20 protein-coding genes are annotated in these 19,507 nt (G+C 66.7%); 8 read left to right on the top strand and 12 right to left on the bottom strand.

Annotation, left to right across the window (positions count from 1 at the left end; translation table 11 throughout):
• Window positions 1–404 precede the first annotated feature (404 nt).
• The 3 genes from rpsI to J0F76_RS16675 form a co-directional block, all read right to left on the bottom strand.
• Window positions 405–908 carry a 30S ribosomal protein S9 gene (gene rpsI, locus J0F76_RS16685; RefSeq protein ID WP_207471188.1) on the bottom strand — a complete coding sequence of 168 codons (504 nt, stop codon included), beginning with the start codon at window positions 906–908 and terminating at the stop codon, window positions 405–407.
• 2 nt (window positions 909–910) lie between these two features.
• Window positions 911–1,375, bottom strand: a complete 465-nt coding sequence (gene rplM / locus J0F76_RS16680) for a 50S ribosomal protein L13 (protein ID WP_207471185.1) — start codon at window positions 1,373–1,375, stop codon at window positions 911–913.
• Window positions 1,376–1,507: 132 nt separating this feature from the next.
• A complete protein-coding gene (locus J0F76_RS16675; RefSeq protein ID WP_207471183.1) occupies window positions 1,508–1,948 on the bottom strand; it encodes a PaaI family thioesterase in 441 nt (146 codons plus the stop codon).
• Window positions 1,949–2,006: 58 nt separating this feature from the next.
• On the opposite strand from J0F76_RS16675, the gene J0F76_RS16670 reads away from it, so the two are divergent.
• Window positions 2,007–2,792, top strand: coding sequence for an enoyl-CoA hydratase (locus tag J0F76_RS16670; RefSeq protein ID WP_207471181.1), 786 nt, complete (start codon window positions 2,007–2,009; stop codon window positions 2,790–2,792).
• Window positions 2,793–2,876: 84 nt separating this feature from the next.
• Here J0F76_RS16670 and murD read toward each other — a convergent pair whose 3' ends face one another.
• The 9 genes from murD to J0F76_RS16625 all read right to left on the bottom strand — a co-directional run bounded on the left by murD (window position 2,877) and on the right by J0F76_RS16625 (window position 13,700).
• Entirely contained in the window at window positions 2,877–4,280 is a 1,404-nt protein-coding gene (murD, locus tag J0F76_RS16665) for a UDP-N-acetylmuramoyl-L-alanine--D-glutamate ligase (protein WP_207471179.1), read from the bottom strand.
• 84 nt (window positions 4,281–4,364) lie between these two features.
• A complete protein-coding gene (mraY, locus tag J0F76_RS16660) occupies window positions 4,365–5,447 on the bottom strand; it encodes a phospho-N-acetylmuramoyl-pentapeptide-transferase (protein ID WP_207471177.1) in 1,083 nt (360 codons plus the stop codon).
• A 3-nt stretch (window positions 5,448–5,450) separates the two neighbouring features.
• Window positions 5,451–6,833, bottom strand: coding sequence for a UDP-N-acetylmuramoyl-tripeptide--D-alanyl-D-alanine ligase (locus J0F76_RS16655; RefSeq protein ID WP_207471175.1), 1,383 nt, complete (start codon window positions 6,831–6,833; stop codon window positions 5,451–5,453).
• Window positions 6,830–8,329 carry a UDP-N-acetylmuramoyl-L-alanyl-D-glutamate--2,6-diaminopimelate ligase gene (locus J0F76_RS16650; RefSeq protein ID WP_207471174.1) on the bottom strand — a complete coding sequence of 500 codons (1,500 nt, stop codon included), beginning with the start codon at window positions 8,327–8,329 and terminating at the stop codon, window positions 6,830–6,832. The genes J0F76_RS16655 and J0F76_RS16650 overlap by 4 nt, the downstream gene beginning before the upstream one ends.
• Complete coding sequence (locus J0F76_RS16645) at window positions 8,326–10,155, bottom strand: peptidoglycan D,D-transpeptidase FtsI family protein (protein WP_207471172.1); 1,830 nt, start codon at window positions 10,153–10,155, stop codon at window positions 8,326–8,328. The genes J0F76_RS16650 and J0F76_RS16645 overlap by 4 nt, the downstream gene beginning before the upstream one ends.
• Window positions 10,156–10,160: 5 nt before the next feature.
• Window positions 10,161–10,508, bottom strand: a complete 348-nt coding sequence (gene ftsL, locus J0F76_RS16640; protein ID WP_207471170.1) for a cell division protein FtsL — start codon at window positions 10,506–10,508, stop codon at window positions 10,161–10,163.
• Window positions 10,508–11,476 carry a 16S rRNA (cytosine(1402)-N(4))-methyltransferase RsmH gene (rsmH, locus tag J0F76_RS16635; protein ID WP_207471169.1) on the bottom strand — a complete coding sequence of 323 codons (969 nt, stop codon included), beginning with the start codon at window positions 11,474–11,476 and terminating at the stop codon, window positions 10,508–10,510. Before rsmH ends, ftsL begins: the two co-directional genes overlap by 1 nt.
• A gap of 3 nt (window positions 11,477–11,479) precedes the next feature.
• Window positions 11,480–11,992, bottom strand: coding sequence for a cell division/cell wall cluster transcriptional repressor MraZ (locus J0F76_RS16630; protein WP_207471167.1), 513 nt, complete (start codon window positions 11,990–11,992; stop codon window positions 11,480–11,482).
• 613 nt (window positions 11,993–12,605) lie between these two features.
• Window positions 12,606–13,700, bottom strand: coding sequence for an Mrp/NBP35 family ATP-binding protein (locus J0F76_RS16625; protein ID WP_207471165.1), 1,095 nt, complete (start codon window positions 13,698–13,700; stop codon window positions 12,606–12,608).
• Between the two features lie 351 nt (window positions 13,701–14,051).
• On the opposite strand from J0F76_RS16625, the gene J0F76_RS16620 reads away from it, so the two are divergent.
• The 7 genes from J0F76_RS16620 to J0F76_RS16590 form a co-directional block, all read left to right on the top strand.
• A complete protein-coding gene (locus tag J0F76_RS16620; RefSeq protein WP_242690298.1) occupies window positions 14,052–14,273 on the top strand; it encodes a DUF1127 domain-containing protein in 222 nt (73 codons plus the stop codon).
• Window positions 14,274–14,988: 715 nt separating this feature from the next.
• Window positions 14,989–15,207 carry a hypervirulence associated TUDOR domain-containing protein gene (locus J0F76_RS16615; protein WP_207471163.1) on the top strand — a complete coding sequence of 73 codons (219 nt, stop codon included), beginning with the start codon at window positions 14,989–14,991 and terminating at the stop codon, window positions 15,205–15,207.
• 38 nt (window positions 15,208–15,245) lie between these two features.
• The gene (gene rlmJ / locus J0F76_RS16610) at window positions 15,246–16,025 is read left to right on the top strand and encodes a 23S rRNA (adenine(2030)-N(6))-methyltransferase RlmJ (protein WP_207471162.1); all 780 of its coding nucleotides are present in this window, start codon (window positions 15,246–15,248) and stop codon (window positions 16,023–16,025) included.
• Between the two features lie 65 nt (window positions 16,026–16,090).
• On the top strand, window positions 16,091–16,384 hold the full coding sequence (locus J0F76_RS16605) for an FtsB family cell division protein (RefSeq protein ID WP_207471161.1): 294 nt from the start codon (window positions 16,091–16,093) through the stop codon (window positions 16,382–16,384).
• A gap of 98 nt (window positions 16,385–16,482) precedes the next feature.
• The gene (gene pdhA, locus J0F76_RS16600; RefSeq protein WP_207471160.1) at window positions 16,483–17,532 is read left to right on the top strand and encodes a pyruvate dehydrogenase (acetyl-transferring) E1 component subunit alpha; all 1,050 of its coding nucleotides are present in this window, start codon (window positions 16,483–16,485) and stop codon (window positions 17,530–17,532) included.
• Between the two features lie 15 nt (window positions 17,533–17,547).
• The gene (locus J0F76_RS16595) at window positions 17,548–18,912 is read left to right on the top strand and encodes a pyruvate dehydrogenase complex E1 component subunit beta (protein ID WP_207471159.1); all 1,365 of its coding nucleotides are present in this window, start codon (window positions 17,548–17,550) and stop codon (window positions 18,910–18,912) included.
• A 12-nt stretch (window positions 18,913–18,924) separates the two neighbouring features.
• The coding region (locus J0F76_RS16590; RefSeq protein ID WP_207471158.1) for a biotin/lipoyl-containing protein at window positions 18,925–19,507 on the top strand (583 nt) is incomplete at its 3' end.

Here is a 19,507-nt window from a genome sequence, read left to right as displayed (position 1 = left end):
GGCCATCCAGCCCGTCTCTCCGTCCCCGCCAGCGTTCCCGCCTTCGGTGAAGCGGTATTTACGGAGACAGAACAGGAAGGGCAAGAGCGAAAATCGCCAATCTTGGCAAATTTCTTACACCTCGTTGTTTTGCAACGACTATAATTGGGGCCAAGCGCGCAAATCCTGCCGCCGGGCCTGCCTCGGCCCAGTTCGCGCCGCGAATCTTCCGGCCGATCATGTGCCGATTTCGCGCCAGTTTGCCTCGTGGAAGCGATTCAGCAGCCCGGGATCATGCTCATGCACGCCTGAAAGGCAGTCTGACCGCCGCCAGCAACAGCGGGATGACATTTCCACGGCAGTTCGAAAACGAAAAAGGCGCGGCCCTTGCGGACCGCGCCTTTCGATAGACCATTTGCCGAAAATCAGCGCTTCGAGAACTGGAAGCTGCGGCGGGCCTTCGCCTTGCCGTATTTCTTCCGCTCGACGACACGCGAGTCGCGGGTCAGGAAGCCCGCGGCCTTCAGCGCGGCCCGCAGGCTCGGTTCGTGCAGCTGCAGCGCCTGGCTGATGCCGTGCTTCACGGCGCCGGCCTGGCCCGACAGGCCGCCGCCGCTGACCGTCGCCATGACATCATACTGGCCGGCAACACCGGCGACGTCGAACGGCTGGCGCAGGATCATCTGCAGAACGGGGCGGGCGAAGTACTGCGTGTAATCCACGTACTCGCCCTTGTTGTTGCGGATCAGGAACTTGCCGGAACCGGCCTTCACCCAGACGCGGGCAACCGCGTCCTTGCGCTTGCCGGTCGCGTAGGAGCGGCCCTGGCTGTCGCGCTGCGCTTCGCGGCGCATGGGGGTATCGGTCACGGCGGCACTGCCCGACACGACGGACTTCAGATCGTCGAGGGTCTTGATGTCTTCGGCCATAATCACGCGCTCCGGGTGTTCTTGGCGTTCAGGACCTTCACGTCCAGAACTTCGGGCTGCTGCGCTTCGTGCGGGTGCGCGGCACCGGCATAGACGCGCAGATGGGTCATCTGCTGCTTGCCCAGCTTGTTGCGGCTGATCATGCGCTCGACGGCCTTGATCACCACACGCTCGGGATGGGCGCCTTCCAGCACCTGGCGGGCCGTGCGGTGCTTGATGCCGCCCGGGTGGCCGGTGTGCCAGTAGTATTTCTTGTCATCGCGCTTGTTGCCGGTCATCTGCACCTTGTCGGCGTTGATGATGATGACGTTGTCGCCCATGTCCATGTGCGGGGTGAAGGTCGGCTTGTGCTTGCCGCGCAGGCGATTGGCGACGATCGTGGCGAGACGGCCCAGAACGACGCCCTCGGCGTCGATCAGGATCCACTTCTTCTCGATCTCCGCCGGTTTCGCGGTATAGGTTTTCATCTTTCGTCCCTTCAGGGTCGTGAAATTCGAGATGGCGGTATATCCGCGATCGCGACCGATCCGTCAAGCAGGGCAATCGCCGATAAATCAGGCAATATCAGATAGTTGAAATTTAGGTATCACTATACCACATCACAACGTGTTGTTTCCTGGCCGCTTTGGCGGAATCGCGTAGGTCATCGAGCAGCGGGCCACCGGATCGGCACCCCCGTCAGGAAAGATCAGCGCCTCGGCCACGGCAAGGCTGCGGCCCAGCTTGAGGATGCGGCATTCGGCCAGCAGGTCGCGCCCCGCCGCAGGCTTGCGCATGAAGTCGATCGAGGCGTTGGTCGTCACCGCCAGCGCCACCGGCCCGATCCGCGACAGGATTGCGCAATAGATCGCCACATCGGCCAGGGCGAAGATCGACGGACCGCCGACGGTTCCGCCGGGCCGCAGATGCCCCTCGTCCACACGCAGCCGCGCGACCAGCCTGTCCCGTGCCACCAACTCCACGCTGACGCTGCCCGCGACCTGCGGAAAGTCGGACGCCAGAAAGGCGTTCAGCGCCTGCGCGTCCATCAGGATATCCATGCTTTTCCCCTGCCCTGTCCCGGCATAGGCTTGGGGCCAAAGACGGAGGGAGATCAAGATGGCAGACCTGATCCTGCGAAAGGACAGCGGCCACGTCGCACGGCTGGTGCTGAACAGTCCGGCAAACTTCAACGCCCTGTCCGTCGAGATGATCGCCGCCCTGACGGACAGTCTGCGCGACATTTCAGAGGACGACCAGGTGCGCGTGGTCGTCCTGGCGGCGAATGGCCGGGCCTTCTGCGCGGGACACGACCTGCGGCAGATGCAGGCCGCACGCAAGAATGCCGATGGCGGCCAGGCGGCCTTCGCCGATCTGTTCGACAGTTGCGCGCGCATGATGCAGATGATCCCCGCCCTGCCCCAGCCCGTGATCGCCGAGGTTCAGGGAATCGCCACGGCTGCGGGATGCCAGCTTGTCGCGTCCTGCGACATGGCCGTGGCGACGGAAGGCGCGCGCTTTGGCGTCAACGGCGTGAACATCGGCCTGTTCTGCTCGACCCCCATGGTGGCACTGACGCGCGCCATTCCGTCCAGGGCCGCGTTCGAGATGCTGGCGACAGGCGAATTCATCGACGCCGCCAGGGCCCTGCATCTTGGCTTGGTCAATCGCGTCACCCCGCCCGACGCACTGAGCGAAGCCACGATGCAACTGGCGGAAACCGTCGCGGCCAAGCTGCCCGCCGCGATCCGCCTTGGCAAGCGCGCCTTCCACGACCAACTCCGGCTTGGCCTGCCGGAGGCCTATGCGGCTTCGGGCGCGGCCATGTGCCGGAACATCCTGCTGCCCGAGGCAGCCGAAGGCATGGCAGCCTTCCTGGAAAAGCGCCCGCCCGCCTGGGCGTGATTTCATCTTGGCACAAATATCCTCGGGGGTAGGACGCCCCTGGGCGTCCGCAGGGGGCAGACAGCCCCCTGTCCTTCTTTCCTTTTAGCGCGCCGCCAAGGCCTTCACCAATTCGGTGAAATGCTCGCCGCGCTTTTCGAAATTCGGGTACTGGTCGAAGCTGGCCGCCGCAGGAGCCAGCAGCACGGTTTCGCCCGGCCGGGCCTCGGACGCGGCGCGGGCAACGGCGGCATCCATCGTCTCGGCAATCTCGTAGGGGGTCTGGCCGATCTCCAGCGCGAAATCGCGGGCCGAATGGCCGATCAGATAGGCCTTGGCAACGCGGCCCAGATGGGGCGCGAGAGCAGCGATGCCGCCTTCCTTGCCCAAGCCCCCGGCGATCCAGCGGATCTTGTCGAAAGCCTGCAGCGCCTTGGCGGCGGCATCGACATTCGTGGCCTTGGAATCGTTGACGTAGCGCACCCCGCCGATCTCGGCCACTGTCTGGCTGCGATGCGGCAGGCCGGCAAAGGTCTGGAACGCGGCCTCGATCTCTCGGGGCGCAAGGCCCACGGCGCGGCAGGCGGCGTAGGCAGCGCAGGCGTTCTGGTGATTGTGCGCGCCCGGAAGGCCCTTGATGCCTCGCAGGTCGATGGAGGCCGCCTGCCGTCCCTTGCGGTATTCGGCGAGGTATCCCTTGCGCGCGAAGACCGACCAGGCGCCGCCTTCCAGCTTTTGCCCGGCCGATATGCGGATCACCCGATCATCCGCCGGTCCCATCGACAGCTGGTCCGCCAGGTAAAGCCCTTCCAGTTCGTCGACGCCGATCACCGCGCGATCCGGCCCGCCTTCGGAAAACAACCGACACTTGGCCGCGAAATAGCCGCCATGCCCGCCGTGACGGTCCAGATGGTCGGGCGAAAGGTTCGTGAAGACCGCCACATCCGGCGTCAGCGCGCGGGCAAGCTCGGTCTGGTAGCTGGAGAGTTCCAGCACCACCACCTCTCCGTCGATGGCCGGTTCCAGCGACAGCACGCCGGTGCCGATATTGCCGCCCATCTGCGTCGGGCGACCCGTTTCCTGAAGGACATGGTGGATCAGCGCGGTCGTGGTGGACTTGCCATTCGATCCGGTGACGGCGATCACGCGGGGGGCGCGGTCGAAGCCCTCCCAGTCCGCCGTGGCATAGCTGCGGAAGAACAGGCCGATGTCGTTGTCCACCGGGACGCCCAGGGCATAGGCCTTGGCGATGACGGGATGCGGCTTGGGATAAAGATGCGGGATGCCGGGGCTGGTGATCAGCGCCGTCACGCCCTTCCAGGCGTCGTCGCGGGTCAGGTCAGTGATGGTCAGGCCATCGGCCACGGCGGCCGCGCGCGTGTCGTTGCCGTCGTCCCAGGCGAGGACATGGGCGCCGCCTGCGGCCAAGGCGGCAGCGGTTGCCCTGCCGGAACGGCCGAGGCCCAGAACGGCAACGGTTTGTCCTTCGACGCCTTGAACCGGGATCATGTGCGTGACCTTTCGAAACAGGCCGGGGGCTGTCTGCCCCCGGACCCCCGAGGATATTTTTGCCAAGATGAAGGCGATGACGCTTTAGCGCAGCTTCAGCGTCGCCAGCCCGATCAGTGCCAGGATCAGCGAGATGATCCAGAAGCGGATGACGATCTGCGGCTCGGCCCAGCCCTTCTTCTCGAAATGGTGGTGGATCGGGGCCATCAGGAAGACGCGGCGGCCGGTGCGCTTGAAATAGGCGACCTGGATGATGACCGACAGCGCCTCGACCACGAACAGGCCGCCGACGATGGCCAGCACGATCTCGTGCTTCGTCACGACGGCAATGGCACCAAGCGCGCCGCCGAGCGCCAGCGATCCGGTGTCGCCCATGAAGACGGCGGCAGGGGGCGCATTGTACCACAGGAAGCCTAGGCCGCCGCCGATCAGGGCCGAGACGAAGATCAGGATCTCGCCCGTGCCGGGGACGTGGTGGACGCCCAGGTAGTCGGTGAAGTCCACGCGGCCCACGGTATAGGCGATGACGCCCAGCGTGCCCGCCGCGATCATCACCGGCATGATCGCCAGCCCGTCCAGACCGTCCGTGAGGTTCACGGCATTGGCCGATCCCACGATCACCAGCATCCCGAAGGGGATGAAGAAATACCACAGATTCACCAGCACGTCCTTGAAGACCGGCAAGGCCACCTGGCCCGACAGGTCCGCCGGATGCAGCCACATTGCCCAGGCCGAGGCTAGGAAGGCCAGCGCCAGTCCCATCGCCATGCGCTTGCGGCCCGACACGCCCTTGCTGCTGTGCTTGCTGACCTTGGCATAGTCGTCGGCAAAGCCGATCGCGGCATAGCCTGCCGTCACCAGCAGCACGATCCAGACATAGCCGTTGTCCAGCCGCGCCCAGAGAAGCGTGGAAAAGAACAGTGCCGACAGGATCAGGATGCCGCCCATCGTGGGGGTGCCGGCCTTGACGAAATGGCCTTCCGGTCCGTCGTCGCGGATCGGCTGGCCCTTCTTCTGCGTGCGGCGCAGGTAATTGATCAACGGCCGCCCGAAGATGAAGCCGAAGATCAACGCCGTGAAAAAGGCCGCGCCCGCGCGGAAGGTAATATAGCGGAACAGGTTGAAGAGGTCGCCCCCTTCGGAAAGGCCGCTCAGCCAATAAAGCATCGGTTATTCTTTCGTATCAGGTGCGGGCGTCTGCGCCGCTTTCCGCAGGGCGTCGACGACGGTCGAAATCTTCGAGGACTTGGAGCCCTTGACCAGCACGATGTCGCCGGGCGCGACCAGATCGGCCAGGCGGCCGGCCAGGTCCGTCGCGCTTTCGGCCCAGATGCCGCGCCTGGTGGGGGGAAGCGCGTCGTGCAGGTAGCGCATCCGGGGGCCGGCGCTGTGGACCAGATCGACCTGCGCCATGGCGGGGTCGTCGGCCATGCCGCGATGCATGGCGATCTCGCCCTCGCCCAGTTCCAGCATGTCGCCCAGGATCGCCACGCGCCGCCCGCCCTGCAAGCCTGCCAGCGTGGCAAGCCCTGCCGACAGCGAGGTCGGGTTGGCGTTGTAGGAATCGTCGATCAGGCGCAGGCCCGCCAGATCCTCGACCGCGCCGCGGCCCTTGGGGGGCAGCCAGTCGCCAAGGCGCTTAGCGGCTTCGCGCAGGTCGGCCCCGGCGGCGGCAAGCGCGGCCAGAACGCCGACCGCGTTCATCGCGAAATGCGCGCCGGTGGTCTGTAGGGTGAAATCGATGGTTTCTCCACCGATTCTGGCGCGGCATCGGATCGCACCGTCCTCGGGCTTGGCCTGGACCAGCTTGGCCTGGCCGTCGCGGCCAAAGCCCATCACCAAGGCACCCGCATCGTCCGCGCAATCGCGCAGGATCTGCGTCACCGGCAGATCCTCGGGAATGATGGCGTGGCCGATGGGTTCCAGGCCTTCGAAGATCGAGCCCTTCTCTCGGGCGATGCCCTCGATGGCGCCGAAGGCCTCCAGATGGGCGGCGGCGACGGTGGTGATCATCGCGACATGGGGGCGGGCCAGGCGCGAGAGCGGCGCGATCTCGCCCGGATGGTTCATGCCGATCTCGATGATGGCAAAGTCGGTGTCCTGCGGCATCCGCGCCAGGGTCAGCGGCACGCCCCAGTGGTTGTTGTAGCTGGCCTCGGCGGCGTGGATGCGGCCCTGGCCTGTCAGCGCCACCCGCGCCATGTCCTTGGTCGAGGTCTTGCCGACCGAGCCGGTGACGGCGATGACCTTGCCCGCCATGCGCTTGCGTCCGGCGCGGCCAAGCGCCTCCAGCGCCACCAGCACGTCGGGCACCACCAGCAGCGGCGCGGTCGGGTCAACGCCTTCGGGGATGCGGCTGACCAGGGCAGCGGCCGCGCCCTTGTCCAGGGCTTGGGCCACGAACTCATGCCCGTCACGTGCGTCCTTCAGCGCCACGAACAGGTCGCCCGGCTGGATCGTGCGGGTGTCGATGGACACGCCGGTTGCGGTCCATTCCCCTTGCGCCCGACCGCCTGTCGCGGCGGCGGCTTCATTCGCTGTCCACAGGCTCATATCTTGCCGTCCAGTGCCGCGACCGCGACGGATGCCTGTTCGGCATCGTCGAAGGGATAGACATCGTTGCCGATGATCTGGCCGGTCTCGTGCCCCTTGCCGCAGATCAGCAGCGCGTCGCCCGGCAGCAGCGCATCGACGCCGCGCAGGATCGCCTCGGCCCGGTCGGCCACCTCGGTCGCGTCGGGGCCGGCGCCCTCCATCACGGCGGCACGGATGGCCGCCGGGTCTTCGGTGCGGGGGTTGTCGTCGGTGACGATCACCACGTCGGCGAACTGGCGCGCGGCCTCGCCCATCAGGGGGCGCTTGCCCCGGTCGCGGTCGCCGCCCGCGCCGATCACGCAGACGATGCGCCCCATGACATGCGGACGCAGCGATTGCAGCGCGGCCACGACCGCGCCGGGCTTGTGGGCGTAATCGACAAAGACCGTCGCGCCATTTTCCCGCTGCGCGACAAGCTGCATCCGCCCGCGCACCGTGTGCAGTTCGGGCAGCGCGCGCAGCGTTGCCTCGGCCGTATCGCCCGCTGCAAGCACCAGACCCGCCGCCGCCAGCACGTTTTCCGCCTGGAAGCCCCCGATCAGCGGCAGGCGGACCATGTGCGGCTGGCCCACGAGCGAGAAGCGCAGGTCCTGGCCCGTCGCGTCATAACGCTGGCCCAGGATGCGCAGCATGGCGTTTTCGCCCGTGCCCACGGTCGTGACGGCCAGCCCGCGATCCGTGGCGATGTCCAGCATCTGCCGCCCGCGTTCGCCGTCAATGTTGATGACGGCGGACGCGCCGTCTTCCAGGATGTGGTTGAACAGCAGCGCCTTGGCCGCGAAGTATTCGTCGAAGCCCGCGTGGTAATCCAGGTGGTCCTGGCTGAAGTTGGTGAAGGCCCCCGCCTCGACCCGCACGCCGTCCAGGCGGCGCTGGTCCAAGCCGTGGCTCGATGCCTCCATCGCGGCATGGGTGACACCTGCGGCGGCGGCCTCGGACAGGATGCGATGCAACGTGAGCGGATCGGGCGTGGTATGGGCCAGCTTTGCCTCGTAATCGCCCTGCACGCCCATGGTGCCCAGGCTGATCGCCTTGTGGCCCAGGTGCTGCCAGATCTGGCGGGTGAAGCTGGCGACGCTGGTCTTGCCCGAGGTGCCGGTGACGGCCACGACATGCTCGGGCTGCGCCGCGAACCACAGGGCGGCGGCGCCGGCCAGGGCGGCGCGGGGATCTTCGGCGACCACCACGGCACAGTTCCAGGCGGACAACGCATCCACCGCCATCTCGGCCCCGGCGCGGTCGGTCAGGACGGCGGCGGCCTGCATCCGCAGCGCATAGGGGATGAACTCGGCCCCATGCGCGGCCGATCCGGGGAGGGCGGCGAACAGGTGACCGGGTTTCACCGTGCGGCTGTCCAGCGACAGCCCGGTGATGACCGGGTCGCGCCCGTCCCTTGCCCGCAGCCCAAGCTGCGCCAGCGTCTTTTCGCCCTGCCTCACAGTCCCACCCGTCATTGGTTTGCGACGACCTTTAGCTCATCGCCCGGCGCGGATTCAACACGGGGGGCGAAGCGCGGCGCGATGACCGGCAGCTTTTCGTCGGTGACGGGTTCCAGCCCGACCAGCGGCGCAAGACGGCGGATGATGGCGGATGCGACCGGCGCGGCGGTGGCCCCTGCCGTGCGGCTTTCCCCGCCCGGCCCGGTCACGGTGGGTTCGTCCAGCGTCACGATCATCACGTATCTGGGCGCGCTTGCCGGAAAGACCGAGGCGAAGGTCGAGACCACCTTGTTGTCGTAATACCCGCCCGAGGGGCGCGGCTTGTCGGCGGTCCCGGTCTTGCCCGCGACCTCGTAGCCCTCGACCTCGGCCTGCTTGGCGGTGCCGCGCGTGACGACCTGGCGCAGCATGTCCACTGCGCGGGCGGCGGCGCGTTCGGACAGCACCTGCTCGCCCTCGGGGCGGGTGCGGCCGTGGATCAGCGTGGGCGTCACCTTGCGGCCGCCATTGGCAACGGTCGCATAGGCAGCGGCCAGGTGCAGCGGGCTTGCGGCAAGGCCGTGGCCGAAGGAGACGGTGGCGGCGGTCACGGCGGGCCAGCGGCTGGGGACCAAGGGCTTGCCGGTCGGGGCCTCGACCATCTCGATGGGCAGCGGGTCGAAGAAGCCCAGCTTCTGCAGGAAGTCCTTTTGCCGTTCCACGCCGATCATCTGCGCGATGCGGACCGTGCCGACGTTCGAGGACTTCACGATCACGTCCGTGGCCGACAGTTGCGGGCCATAGTTGGAAAAGTCGTTGATCCGGTATTTCCCGATCCGCATCGGCGTCGTGGTGTTGATGCCGCTGTTGGGGTTGATGATCTGAAGATCCAGCGCCTGGGCGACGGGGAAGATCTTGAAGGTCGATCCCAGTTCGTACTGGCCCTGCACGGCGCGGTTGAACAGCGGGCTGTCGGACGGATCGCCCTTCAGCAGCGGGCGGGGCCGGTCGTTCGGATCGAAGTCGGGCAAGGACGCCATCGCCAGGATCTCGCCCGAGCCGATCTCCATCAGGATGCCGGTGGCGCCCTTGGCGTTCATCACCTCCATGCCCGAGGCCAGCACCTGCTCCATCGCCGCCTGCACCGGCAGGTCGATGGACAGTTGCAGCGGCGCGCCCTCGTTGGCCGGATCGCGCAGCCAGCCGTCGAAGGCCTTCTCGACGCCCGCGACGCCCAGCACCTCGGCGCTGTGCACGCCCTCGTTGCCGAAGCCGGACCCGCCCAGGATGTGGCTGGCGATGTGGCCGTTGGGATAGACGCGCATCTCCCGCGGGCCGAACAGCAGGCCGGGTTCTCCGATGTCGTGGACGGCCTGCATCTGTTCGGGCGACATCTTGCGCTTGATCCACATGAACTTGCGGCTGCCGGTGAAGTCGCGCAGCAGCTTGTCCCCGTCCAGATCGGGGAAGATGCGCGCCAGCCCCTGGGCCGCGCCGACGGGATCGACCATCTGGTGGGGGTGGGCGTAAAGCGAGTGAGTCAGAAGGTTCGTCGCCAGCACCCGGCCGCTGCGGTCGGTGATGTCCGCGCGCTGAGAGACGATCTGCGCCGACATGACCTCGCTGCGCGGCTCGATCGGGTCGGAGGAGGCCAGCGCGCCCATGCGCACCCCCACGACCCCGAAACCCAGCACGAACAGGCTGGCCATCAGCGCCAGCCGCCCTTCGGCCCGCCGGCGGGACCTGTCCTGGATCGCCTCGTGGCGCAGGCGGCGGTTCTCGGCCTCGATGTCGTCGGGATTGTCGCCCCGCTCTCGGGCGCGGAGGATGCGGGCCAGGGGGCGCAAGGGGGTGCGGATCATGACGGTCACTCCTGCGGGGCGGCGTCGTCGCCGGTGTCGTCAGCTTGGGGTTCGGGCGGCGCAGGCGGCTTGGGATAATCGACGTGGCCCAGGTCCAGCACCTGCCCCGCCTCGCGCGGGATCAGTTGCAGCCGGTCGAAGTTGAGGTCCACCAGCTCGCGCAGGCGTTCGGGCCGGTTGAGAAAGGCCCATTCCGCCCGCAGCACGCCCAGGTCCTCGCGCAGCGCGGCGATCTCGCGCTGGACCTGGCTCATCTCGCCGATGGCGGCCTGTGTGCGGTAATTCTCGCGATAGGCCCAGAAGGCCAGGCCCATGACCAGCAGCGCGCAGAACAGATAGGTGAAGGGGCGCATCAATGGCCGCCTTTCGCCGGCAGGCGCGGCATCGCCAGGGCATCGGCCCCGACCCCGCCGGCCGGGGCATCGGTGCGGACCGCCACCCGCAGCAGGGCCGAGCGGGCGCGGGGATTCGCGGCCTCCTCCTCGGGGTCGGGGCCGATGGCGCGACGGAACGGCATGGTGAAGGCCGGGGGCGCCACGTCCTGCACCGGGGCATAGCGGCTGCCGCCGCCCGCGCTGTTCGACCGCGCCTGCATGAAGCGCTTGACGATGCGGTCCTCCAGCGAATGGAAGCTGACCACGGCCAGCTTGCCACCGGGCTTCAAGGCGCGCTCGGCGGCGGACAGGCCATCGACCAGTTGCCGGAATTCATCGTTCACCCAGATGCGGATCGCCTGGAAGCTGCGGGTGGCGGGATGGCTTTGCCCCGGCTTGGGGCGCGGCAGGCAGGAGGCCACGACCTCGGCCAGCTGCGCGGTGCGCGTCAGGGGACGGGCAGCGACAATGGCGCGGGCGATCCTGCGGGCGGCGCGCTCCTCGCCGTAATGGTAAAGGACGTCGGCGATCACCGCTTCCTCGGCCGTGTTCAGCAGGTCGGCGGCCGACGGCCCCGCCTGTTCCATCCGCATGTCCAGCGGTCCGTCGCGCAGAAAGGAAAAACCGCGTTCCGCCAGATCCAGCTGCATCGAACTGACGCCCAGATCCAGCACCACGCCGTCCAGAAACTCGCCCGCAAGTTGATCCATCTGCGAGAAAGTTCCCTCGACCAGCCGCAGCCTGTCGCCGTATTCCCCTGCCCAGGATGCTGCCATGTCGAAGACCAGCGGGTCGCGGTCCACGCCGATGACCCGGTCCGCCCCCGCCGCCAGCAGGCCGCGCGAATAGCCGCCGGCCCCGAAGGTGCCGTCCAGCCAAGTGCCCGAGACGGGCGCGACCGCGCGCAGCAGCGGCTGCAGCAGGACGGGAACATGCGATTCGCTCATGGCCTAGCCCTCATCCACCTGGTCAAGGAACGAGCGGGGGTCGAACTCCGGGCCATGCTGGGCGGTGAAGTCTTCAAGGGCCGCGACATCCTTGGGGCGCGTCTCGGGGTGATAAACCTGGACATAATCGCCCCGCGATTCGAAGATCGTTTCCGTTCCTTCGGTAAAGCCAAGCTTTTCGCGCAGCTTCAAGGGCAGGACCAGCCTGCCCTCTCGGTCGATTTCCAGATCGGTAGACTGGCCGTTCATCAGCATTTCCAGCCAGCGGCGCTGCGGACTGCCGCGCGTCAGCTTGTCGATCTGCTCGTCGATCTCCTCGATGGCGTCGATGGTGTAGAGTTCGATCCAGTTCCACCAGTCGGGGCCATAGACAGCCACCAATTGCGTGCGTCCTGTGTTCGCGGTGGCAAAGCCCGGGTCCCCGGCATCGAAAACGCGCCGCAGCCGGGCTGGGATCGACATCCGACCCTTGCCATCGACCTTGACGGATTCAGTGCCTCTGAACTTCCGCGCCACCCTTGGCCTGCCTCACTGCCGTTCTTCCGCCCGCCCGAAAGAGAAAGGGCGGATCGGGCCGCTGCCACTGCCCGATCCGCCGCCCTCGTTCCCACGTTCTGGGCCCCTTTGCGGGGTCTCGTCCTGTCACGCGCCACCTGGGGGAGGTGCTGCTCGCGCATGCGGACGCCTTTTTGGAAAACGGATGCCTGTATGAAAGCCTGCTCGCCTGCGGGGTCTTTGGTGCCCCTTTGCTGCCCGTCTTCGTGATCTGGTTGTGACATGGGAATTCATGGGAAGCAACGGTATTCTTCGCCAGCAGACGAAACCAAATGGCGAACGGCGAAATGTCGCAAAGACGCCATGCCCTTGTTACGACTCTGAAATCCTACAAATAGTGGGATTTTGCGCGAAAAGACCCACTAGATCTAGCAGGTTAACTTTTGCTGCTTCTGGTTGAGTGGACGAGATGCGCGGGCGCCGTCCGGCATGGCTGTTGCGAGTTATCCACAGAAAACTCGGAATTGCGAAAAGCGCCATCACGGGACTTCACAAGGTCGGGAGGACAAGGGAAACTCGTCCTTCCGCAACCTAAAAACCCCGCATTCCCGCGCATTCCCAGAAAGGGTCGGCGTCAGGCCACGCCGTCCCGGATCAGCCGGGCGGCAAGCCGCCCATAGGCTTCTGCCGCCGCCCCGTCGCCCAGGGCGATCGGCCTGCCCGAATCGCCCGCCAGCCTGACCTCCAGTTCCAGGGGAAGCTCGCCCAGGAAGGGCAGGTTCATCGCGGCGGCTTCGGCCGCAACGCCGCCATGGCCGAACAGATGCGCCTCGTGGCCGCAATTGGGGCAGACATAGGCGGACATGTTCTCGACAAGGCCCAGCACGGGAGTCTTCAGCTTGTTGAACATGTCGATAGCCCGCCGCGCATCCAGCAGCGCGACATCCTGCGGGGTCGAGACGATGACGGCCCCCGTCACCGCCGCCTTCTGGCACAGGCTCAGCTGCACGTCGCCGGTGCCGGGCGGCAGGTCGATCAGCAGCACGTCCAGCTCTCCCCAGTTCACCTGCTGCAGCATCTGCTGCATCGCACCCATCAGCATCGGCCCGCGCCAGACGACCGCCTCGCCTTCCTTCAGCATCAGGCCGATGGACATGACCGTCACCCCATGCGCGTGCAGCGGCTCGATATGCTGGCCGTCCGGGCTGGCGGGGCGGGCCGACACGCCCATCATGCGCGGCTGCGAGGGACCATAGATGTCGGCATCCAGCAGGCCGACCCTGCGCCCGGCCCGCGCCAGCGCCACCGCGAGATTGGAGGTCACGGTCGATTTCCCGACCCCGCCCTTGCCCGAACCGATGGCGATGATGCTCTTGACCCCGGGGATCGGCTGCGGCCCGGCCTGCGCGGTCGGGTGCCGGCCGATCTGCAGGGACGGGGCCGCCCCCGAACTGCGCACCGGCTGCGGCGGCTGCTTGCCTGCCGCGGGCGCGGTCATGACGATCTGCACACGGGCCACGCCCGGCAGGGCCTCCAGCCGCCGCTTCGCCTCGGCCTCGACCGGCGCGAGCGAGCGGGCCACGGCCGCATCGGCGACCTCCAGCACGAATCTGATCGTGTCGCCATCCACCGTGAAAGCGCGCACGAGATCGGCATTTTCCAGCGTCCGCCCATCCGGAAGAACGATATTGTTGATTTCCCTAAGGGCAGCTTCGCGGTTAACGGACATGTCAGGCCTGTTCCTATGGTATTGCCGCAAACATGGTCCACGCGGCCGACATCATCAACCACCTGCCGCAATCCCGTGCATCCGTACCTCCCTGCAAGGCCGGCAGCGCCTGTTTTTGCGGCGCGGCGTGATCGCTAACGTCATACTTCCGTCACATTCATGCCGTCGAATGTTAACGAAAAAGTCGAGGCTGACGCGCCAGTCATGCGAATGCTGCATGGCAGCAATCCGAAAGCATCTATTGTGCAGATGCAGCATCGGCGCCATCTTGGGTTCATCGAAAGAGCGCAAGGCCAATCCGGGCCACGGCGCAGACGCAAGAACAAAAGACACGCTGAAAAGGATATCGCCATGGCTGCTATCGCCCACACCCACAACGCCGCCGCCACCACTGGCTTCGCTGGCCGTCTGATGGCTGCGATCCAGCACATGCAGGAAAACCGCGCCCGCCGCGCCATCTACCGCCAGACGGTGCGCGAACTCAACGCCCTGACCGCCCGCGACCTCGCGGACCTGGGCATCAACCGCTCGATGATCGGCCGCCTGGCCCACGAAGCGGCCTGGGGCAAGTAAGAACAGACCTTCCCGCCCCTCCTCCTCCCTGGGGCCGGGACTGGTGGCATCCCCTTCTCCTCCTCCCTGGGGGATGCCACCCAAAGACAGCGCCGGAACCCTTTCTCCTCCCTCGGGTTCTGGCGACAGGCGGCGACCCCTTCCTCCTCCCTCGGGGTCGCCGCACACGGATCATAGCCGCCCCATCCCGCGGCACCAGAACACGGCCCGACCCTCCTCCTCCTCCCATCGGGAACGGCCGTCTGCGGTGAAGCCACTCCTCCTCCCCGGCTGAACCGCACCCTACATAGCCGCCCCATCTGCGGCACCCGATGCGACGGACCCCTCCTCCTCCCAATGGTCCGCTCGTTGGCGGCAACGGCCTCTCCTCCTCCCCTGGCCTTGCCGCATCCATACGCGGCCCCTCCCTCCTCCCTGGGCCAGCGTTACGCGGCGGCGCCCTCCTCCTCCCTGGCGCCGCCGCCCCCATATAGCCGCCCCATCTGCGGCACCCGATGCGACGGACCTCTCCTCCTCCCAATGGTCCGCTCGTTGGCGGCAACGGCCTCTCCTCCTCCCTTGGCCTTGCCGCATCCATACGCGGCCCCTCCCTCCTCCCTGGGCCAGCGTTCCGCGGCGGCGCCCCTCCTCCTCCCTGGGCGTCGCCGCTTTTCATTTCAGCCTTCGGAACTGCCCCCGCGACGCGGCGTTGACGCGTCAGCACGGGGGATCGGCCATGACCAGGCACGCCAAGGGCACACAGGTTGAATGGGACTGGGGCAAGGGCACCGGCACCGGCAAGGTCACGGAGTCCTTCACCGGACCGGTCGAGCGCACCATCAAGGGCACCAAGGTCAAGCGCGATGCCGACAAGGACAATCCCGCCTACCTGATCGAGCAGGAAGACGGCGACCGCGTGCTGAAAAGCCATTCCGAACTGCGCAAGGCGACATAGGCCTTTCACCGGCGACGGCTGCGGGCTAAGGGCGGTTCATGCTCAGCTACCAACATGCCTATCATGCGGGCAACCTTGCCGACCTGCACAAGCACGCCCTGCTGGCCTGCGCGCTGGATTACCTGACGCGCAAGGACAAGCCGCTGTCCTACCTGGAAACCCATGCCGGTCGCGGGCTTTATGCCCTGGACACGACCGAATCCATGAAGACGGGCGAGGCGCAGGCCGGCATCCGGCGGGCCGAGGCCGAGGGCTGGCTTCCCCCCGCCCACCCGCTGCTGTCGGCCCTGTCCGCCGTCCGCCGCAGCCACGGCCCGTCCGCCTATCCCGGATCGCCCCTGATCGCCGCGCATTACCTGCGCCGGGGCGATTCCGCCCACCTGGCCGAACTGCATCCTGCCGAATACGACGCCTTGTCAGCCGTGGCGGGCTTCGCCACGCTGCACCGGCAGGACGGGTTCGACATGGCGCAGGCCGTCTGCCCGCCCGTTCCCCGGCGCGGCATGATCCTGATCGATCCCAGCTACGAGGTGAAGGCGGATTATGCTGCCATTCCCCGCCAGATCGGCCTGATTGCGCGCAAGTGGAACGTGGGCGTCATCATGCTGTGGTATCCGATCCTGACCGATCGTCGCCACGGCTCCATGCTGGATTCGCTGATGGCCGCCCATCCCGGCGCCCTGCGATCCGAAGTGGGCTTTGCCCCGGCCCGTCCCGGCCATGCGATGATCGGGTCCGGCATGTGGGTGCTGAACGCCCCCTTCGGCCTGGCCGAGGAAGCCGCGCGAATCGAAGGCATCTTCCGCCGCAAGGCCTGACGAGGGGATTCCCCTGCCTTTCCGGCTGTGGCATGATCCCCCGACCAACGGAATATGGCTTACCCATGTCGCAGCGTCTTTCCCTCAGCGCCACCGTTCTTCTGGCGCTGGCCGTGGCCCTGGGCCTCTACTTTGCCTTTGCCGCCGTCCAGGGCCCCTCGGGCATCCTGCGCCGCATCCAGATCGAGGCCGAGACAGCGGAACTGGCGGTCGAGCGCGACACGCTGAAGGCCCAGGTGCAGGACATGCAGAACCTGACCCGTCGGATGTCGGACGAATACCTGGATCTCGACCTGCTGGACGAACGGGCCCGCGAGGTGCTGGGAATGGTCCGCGCGGACGAGGTGATCCTGCGCTGACGTCCCGTCACGTTCGCGGATTGCACCCCCCATCCTGATGCGATACGGATAGTTTAACGCTGAACTATTCTGACCGCGCTTTGAGGAGGACCCCCCGCATGGCCAGGAAGCCTGCCCCCGCAGCCGAATCCCACTCTCCCGACACACTGCCCAACGTTTCCAAGGACGAGCTGCTGCAGTATTACCGCGACATGCTGCTGATCCGCCGGTTCGAGGAAAAGGCCGGCCAGCTTTACGGCATGGGCCTGATCGGTGGCTTCTGCCATCTGTACATCGGCCAGGAAGCGGTCGTTGTCGGGCTGGAGGCCGCCGCCAAGGAAGGCGACAAGCGCATCACGTCCTATCGCGACCACGGCCACATGCTGGCCTGCGGCATGTCCGCGCGCGGCGTGATGGCCGAACTGACCGGGCGCGAGGGGGGATACTCCAAGGGCAAGGGCGGCTCGATGCACATGTTCAGCCGCGAGAAGCATTTCTACGGCGGCCACGGCATCGTCGCCGCGCAGGTCCCGCTGGGCGCGGGGCTGGCCTTCGCCGACAAGTACCTGGGCAACGACAACGTGACCTTCGCCTATTTCGGCGACGGCGCCTCGAACCAGGGGCAGGTCTACGAGACCTACAACATGGCCGTGCTGTGGGAACTGCCGGTCATCTTCGTGATCGAGAACAACCAGTACGCCATGGGCACGTCCATGAAGCGGTCCACGAAATCGACCACGCTGTTCGGTCGTGGCGAGGCGTTCGGCATCCCCGGCGAGCAGGTCGACGGCATGGACGTGCTGGCGGTGAAGGCCGCGGGCGAGAAGGCCGTGGCCCACTGCCGCGCGGGCAAGGGCCCCTATATCCTGGAAGTGATGACCTATCGGTATCGCGGCCATTCCATGTCCGATCCGGCAAAATACCGCACGCGCGAGGAAGTGCAGAAGATGCGCGACGAACGCGACGCGATCGAACACGTCCGCGACCTGCTGCTGCAGGGCAGCCACGCCTCCGAGGATGACCTGAAGGCCATCGACAAGGAGATCAAGGACATCGTCAACGATTCTGCCGAATTCGCCAAGGAAAGCCCGGAACCCGCGCTGGAAGAGTTGTGGACCGACATTTACGCCGAAGACCTGCCCCAGGGCAGCGCCGAAGAAGTCGCCTGAGGGAGGGCCGAGTACATGGCAACCGAAATCCTGATGCCCGCCCTGTCGCCGACCATGGAGGAAGGCACGCTGGCGAAATGGCTGAAGAAGGAAGGCGACGCGGTGAAATCCGGCGACATCATCGCCGAGATCGAGACTGACAAGGCCACGATGGAATTCGAGGCCGTCGATGAAGGCATCCTGGGCAAGATCCTCGTGTCCGAGGGCTCTCAGGGGGTCAAGGTGAACACCCCCATCGCCGTCCTGGTCGAGGAAGGCGAATCCGCCGACGACGTAAAGGCCCCCGCTGCCCCTGCCGCCCCTGCGGAAGCCAGGTCCGAAGCCCCTGCCGCATCCGCCGTCGAACAGGTCAAGACCCCCCAGCCCGACCGCAGCCCGGACTGGCCGGAAGGCACAAAGATGAAGACCATGACCGTGCGCGAAGCCCTGCGCGAGGCCATGTCCGAGGAAATGGAGCGCGACGAGACCGTCTTCCTGATGGGCGAGGAAGTCGGCGAATACCAGGGCGCCTACAAGATCAGCCAAGGGCTTCTGGACAAGTTCGGCCCGCGCCGCGTGGTGGACACCCCCATCAGCGAGATCGGCTTCGCGGGCATCGGCACCGGCGCAGCACTTGCGGGCCTGCGCCCCATCGTCGAGTTCATGACCTTCAACTTCGCCATGCAGGCGATGGACCACATCATCAACTCGGCCGCCAAGACGTTGTATATGTCCGGCGGGCAGATGGGCTGCCCCATCGTCTTCCGCGGCCCGAACGGCGCCGCCGCCCGCGTGGCCGCCCAGCACAGCCAGGATTATGCGGCCTGGTATGCCTCGGTTCCCGGCCTGAAGGTCGTGATGCCCTATTCGGCGGCCGATGCGAAGGGCCTGATGAAACAGGCGATCCGCGATCCCAACCCGGTGATCTTCCTGGAAAACGAAATCCTCTATGGCCGCAGCTTCGAGGTGCCGGACCTTGAGGACTTCACGATCCCCTTCGGCAAGGCCCGCATCGCGCGCACCGGCCAGGACGTGACGATCATCAGCTTCGGAATCGGCATGGCCCATGCCCTGGAAGCCGCCGACAAGCTGGCCGCCGACGGAATCGAGGCCGAGGTGATCGACCTGCGCACCCTGCGCCCCATCGACTATGCCACCATCATCGACTCGGTGAAGAAGACCAACCGCTGCGTGACGGTCGAGGAAGGCTTCCCCGTGGGCTCCATCGGCAACCACCTGTCGGCCTACATCATGGAAAACGCCTTCGATTACCTAGACGCGCCGGTGATCAACTGCACCGGCAAGGACGTGCCCATGCCCTATGCGGCCAACCTTGAAAAGCACGCCCTGATCACGCCCGCCGAAGTGGTCGAGGCCGTGAAAAAAGTCACCTATCGCTAAGGGGAACGCGTCATGCCGACAGAAATCCTGATGCCCGCGCTGTCCCCCACCATGGAGGAAGGGACGCTGGCCAAATGGCTGGTCAAGGAAGGCGACACCGTCAAGTCCGGCGACATCATCGCCGAGATCGAGACCGACAAGGCCACGATGGAGTTCGAGGCCGTCGATGAAGGCACCATCGGCAAGATCCTGATCGCCGAAGGCGCGCAGGGCGTGAAGGTCAACACCCCCATCGCCGTGCTGCTGGAAGAAGGCGAGGATGCCTCGGCCGCCTCCAGCCCGGCCCCTGCCAAGGCCGCCACCGCGCCTGCCGCCGAGGAAAAGGCGGCAGCCGAGAAAAGCTATGGCAGCCCCATGAACCCCCCGGTCGCGGGTGATGCCGGGGCAGCCAGGGCGGCGCCCCGGTCCGAGGGTGAGCGTGTCTTCGCAAGCCCCCTCGCCCGCCGCATCGCGGCCGAAAAGGGCATCGACCTGTCGGGCATCACCGGCACCGGCCCGCGCGGCCGGATCGTCAAGGCCGACGTGGAAGGCGCGCAGCCCGGCGCGGCCAAGCCTGCGTCGGCGCCCGCCGCCGCAGCGGCTGCCGCTCCCGGCC

The sequence above is a fragment of the Paracoccus fontiphilus genome (assembly GCF_017356265.1).
Lineage (GTDB): Bacteria > Pseudomonadota > Alphaproteobacteria > Rhodobacterales > Rhodobacteraceae > Paracoccus > Paracoccus fontiphilus.
This window is presented reverse-complemented; position numbering and strand designations above follow the sequence as displayed.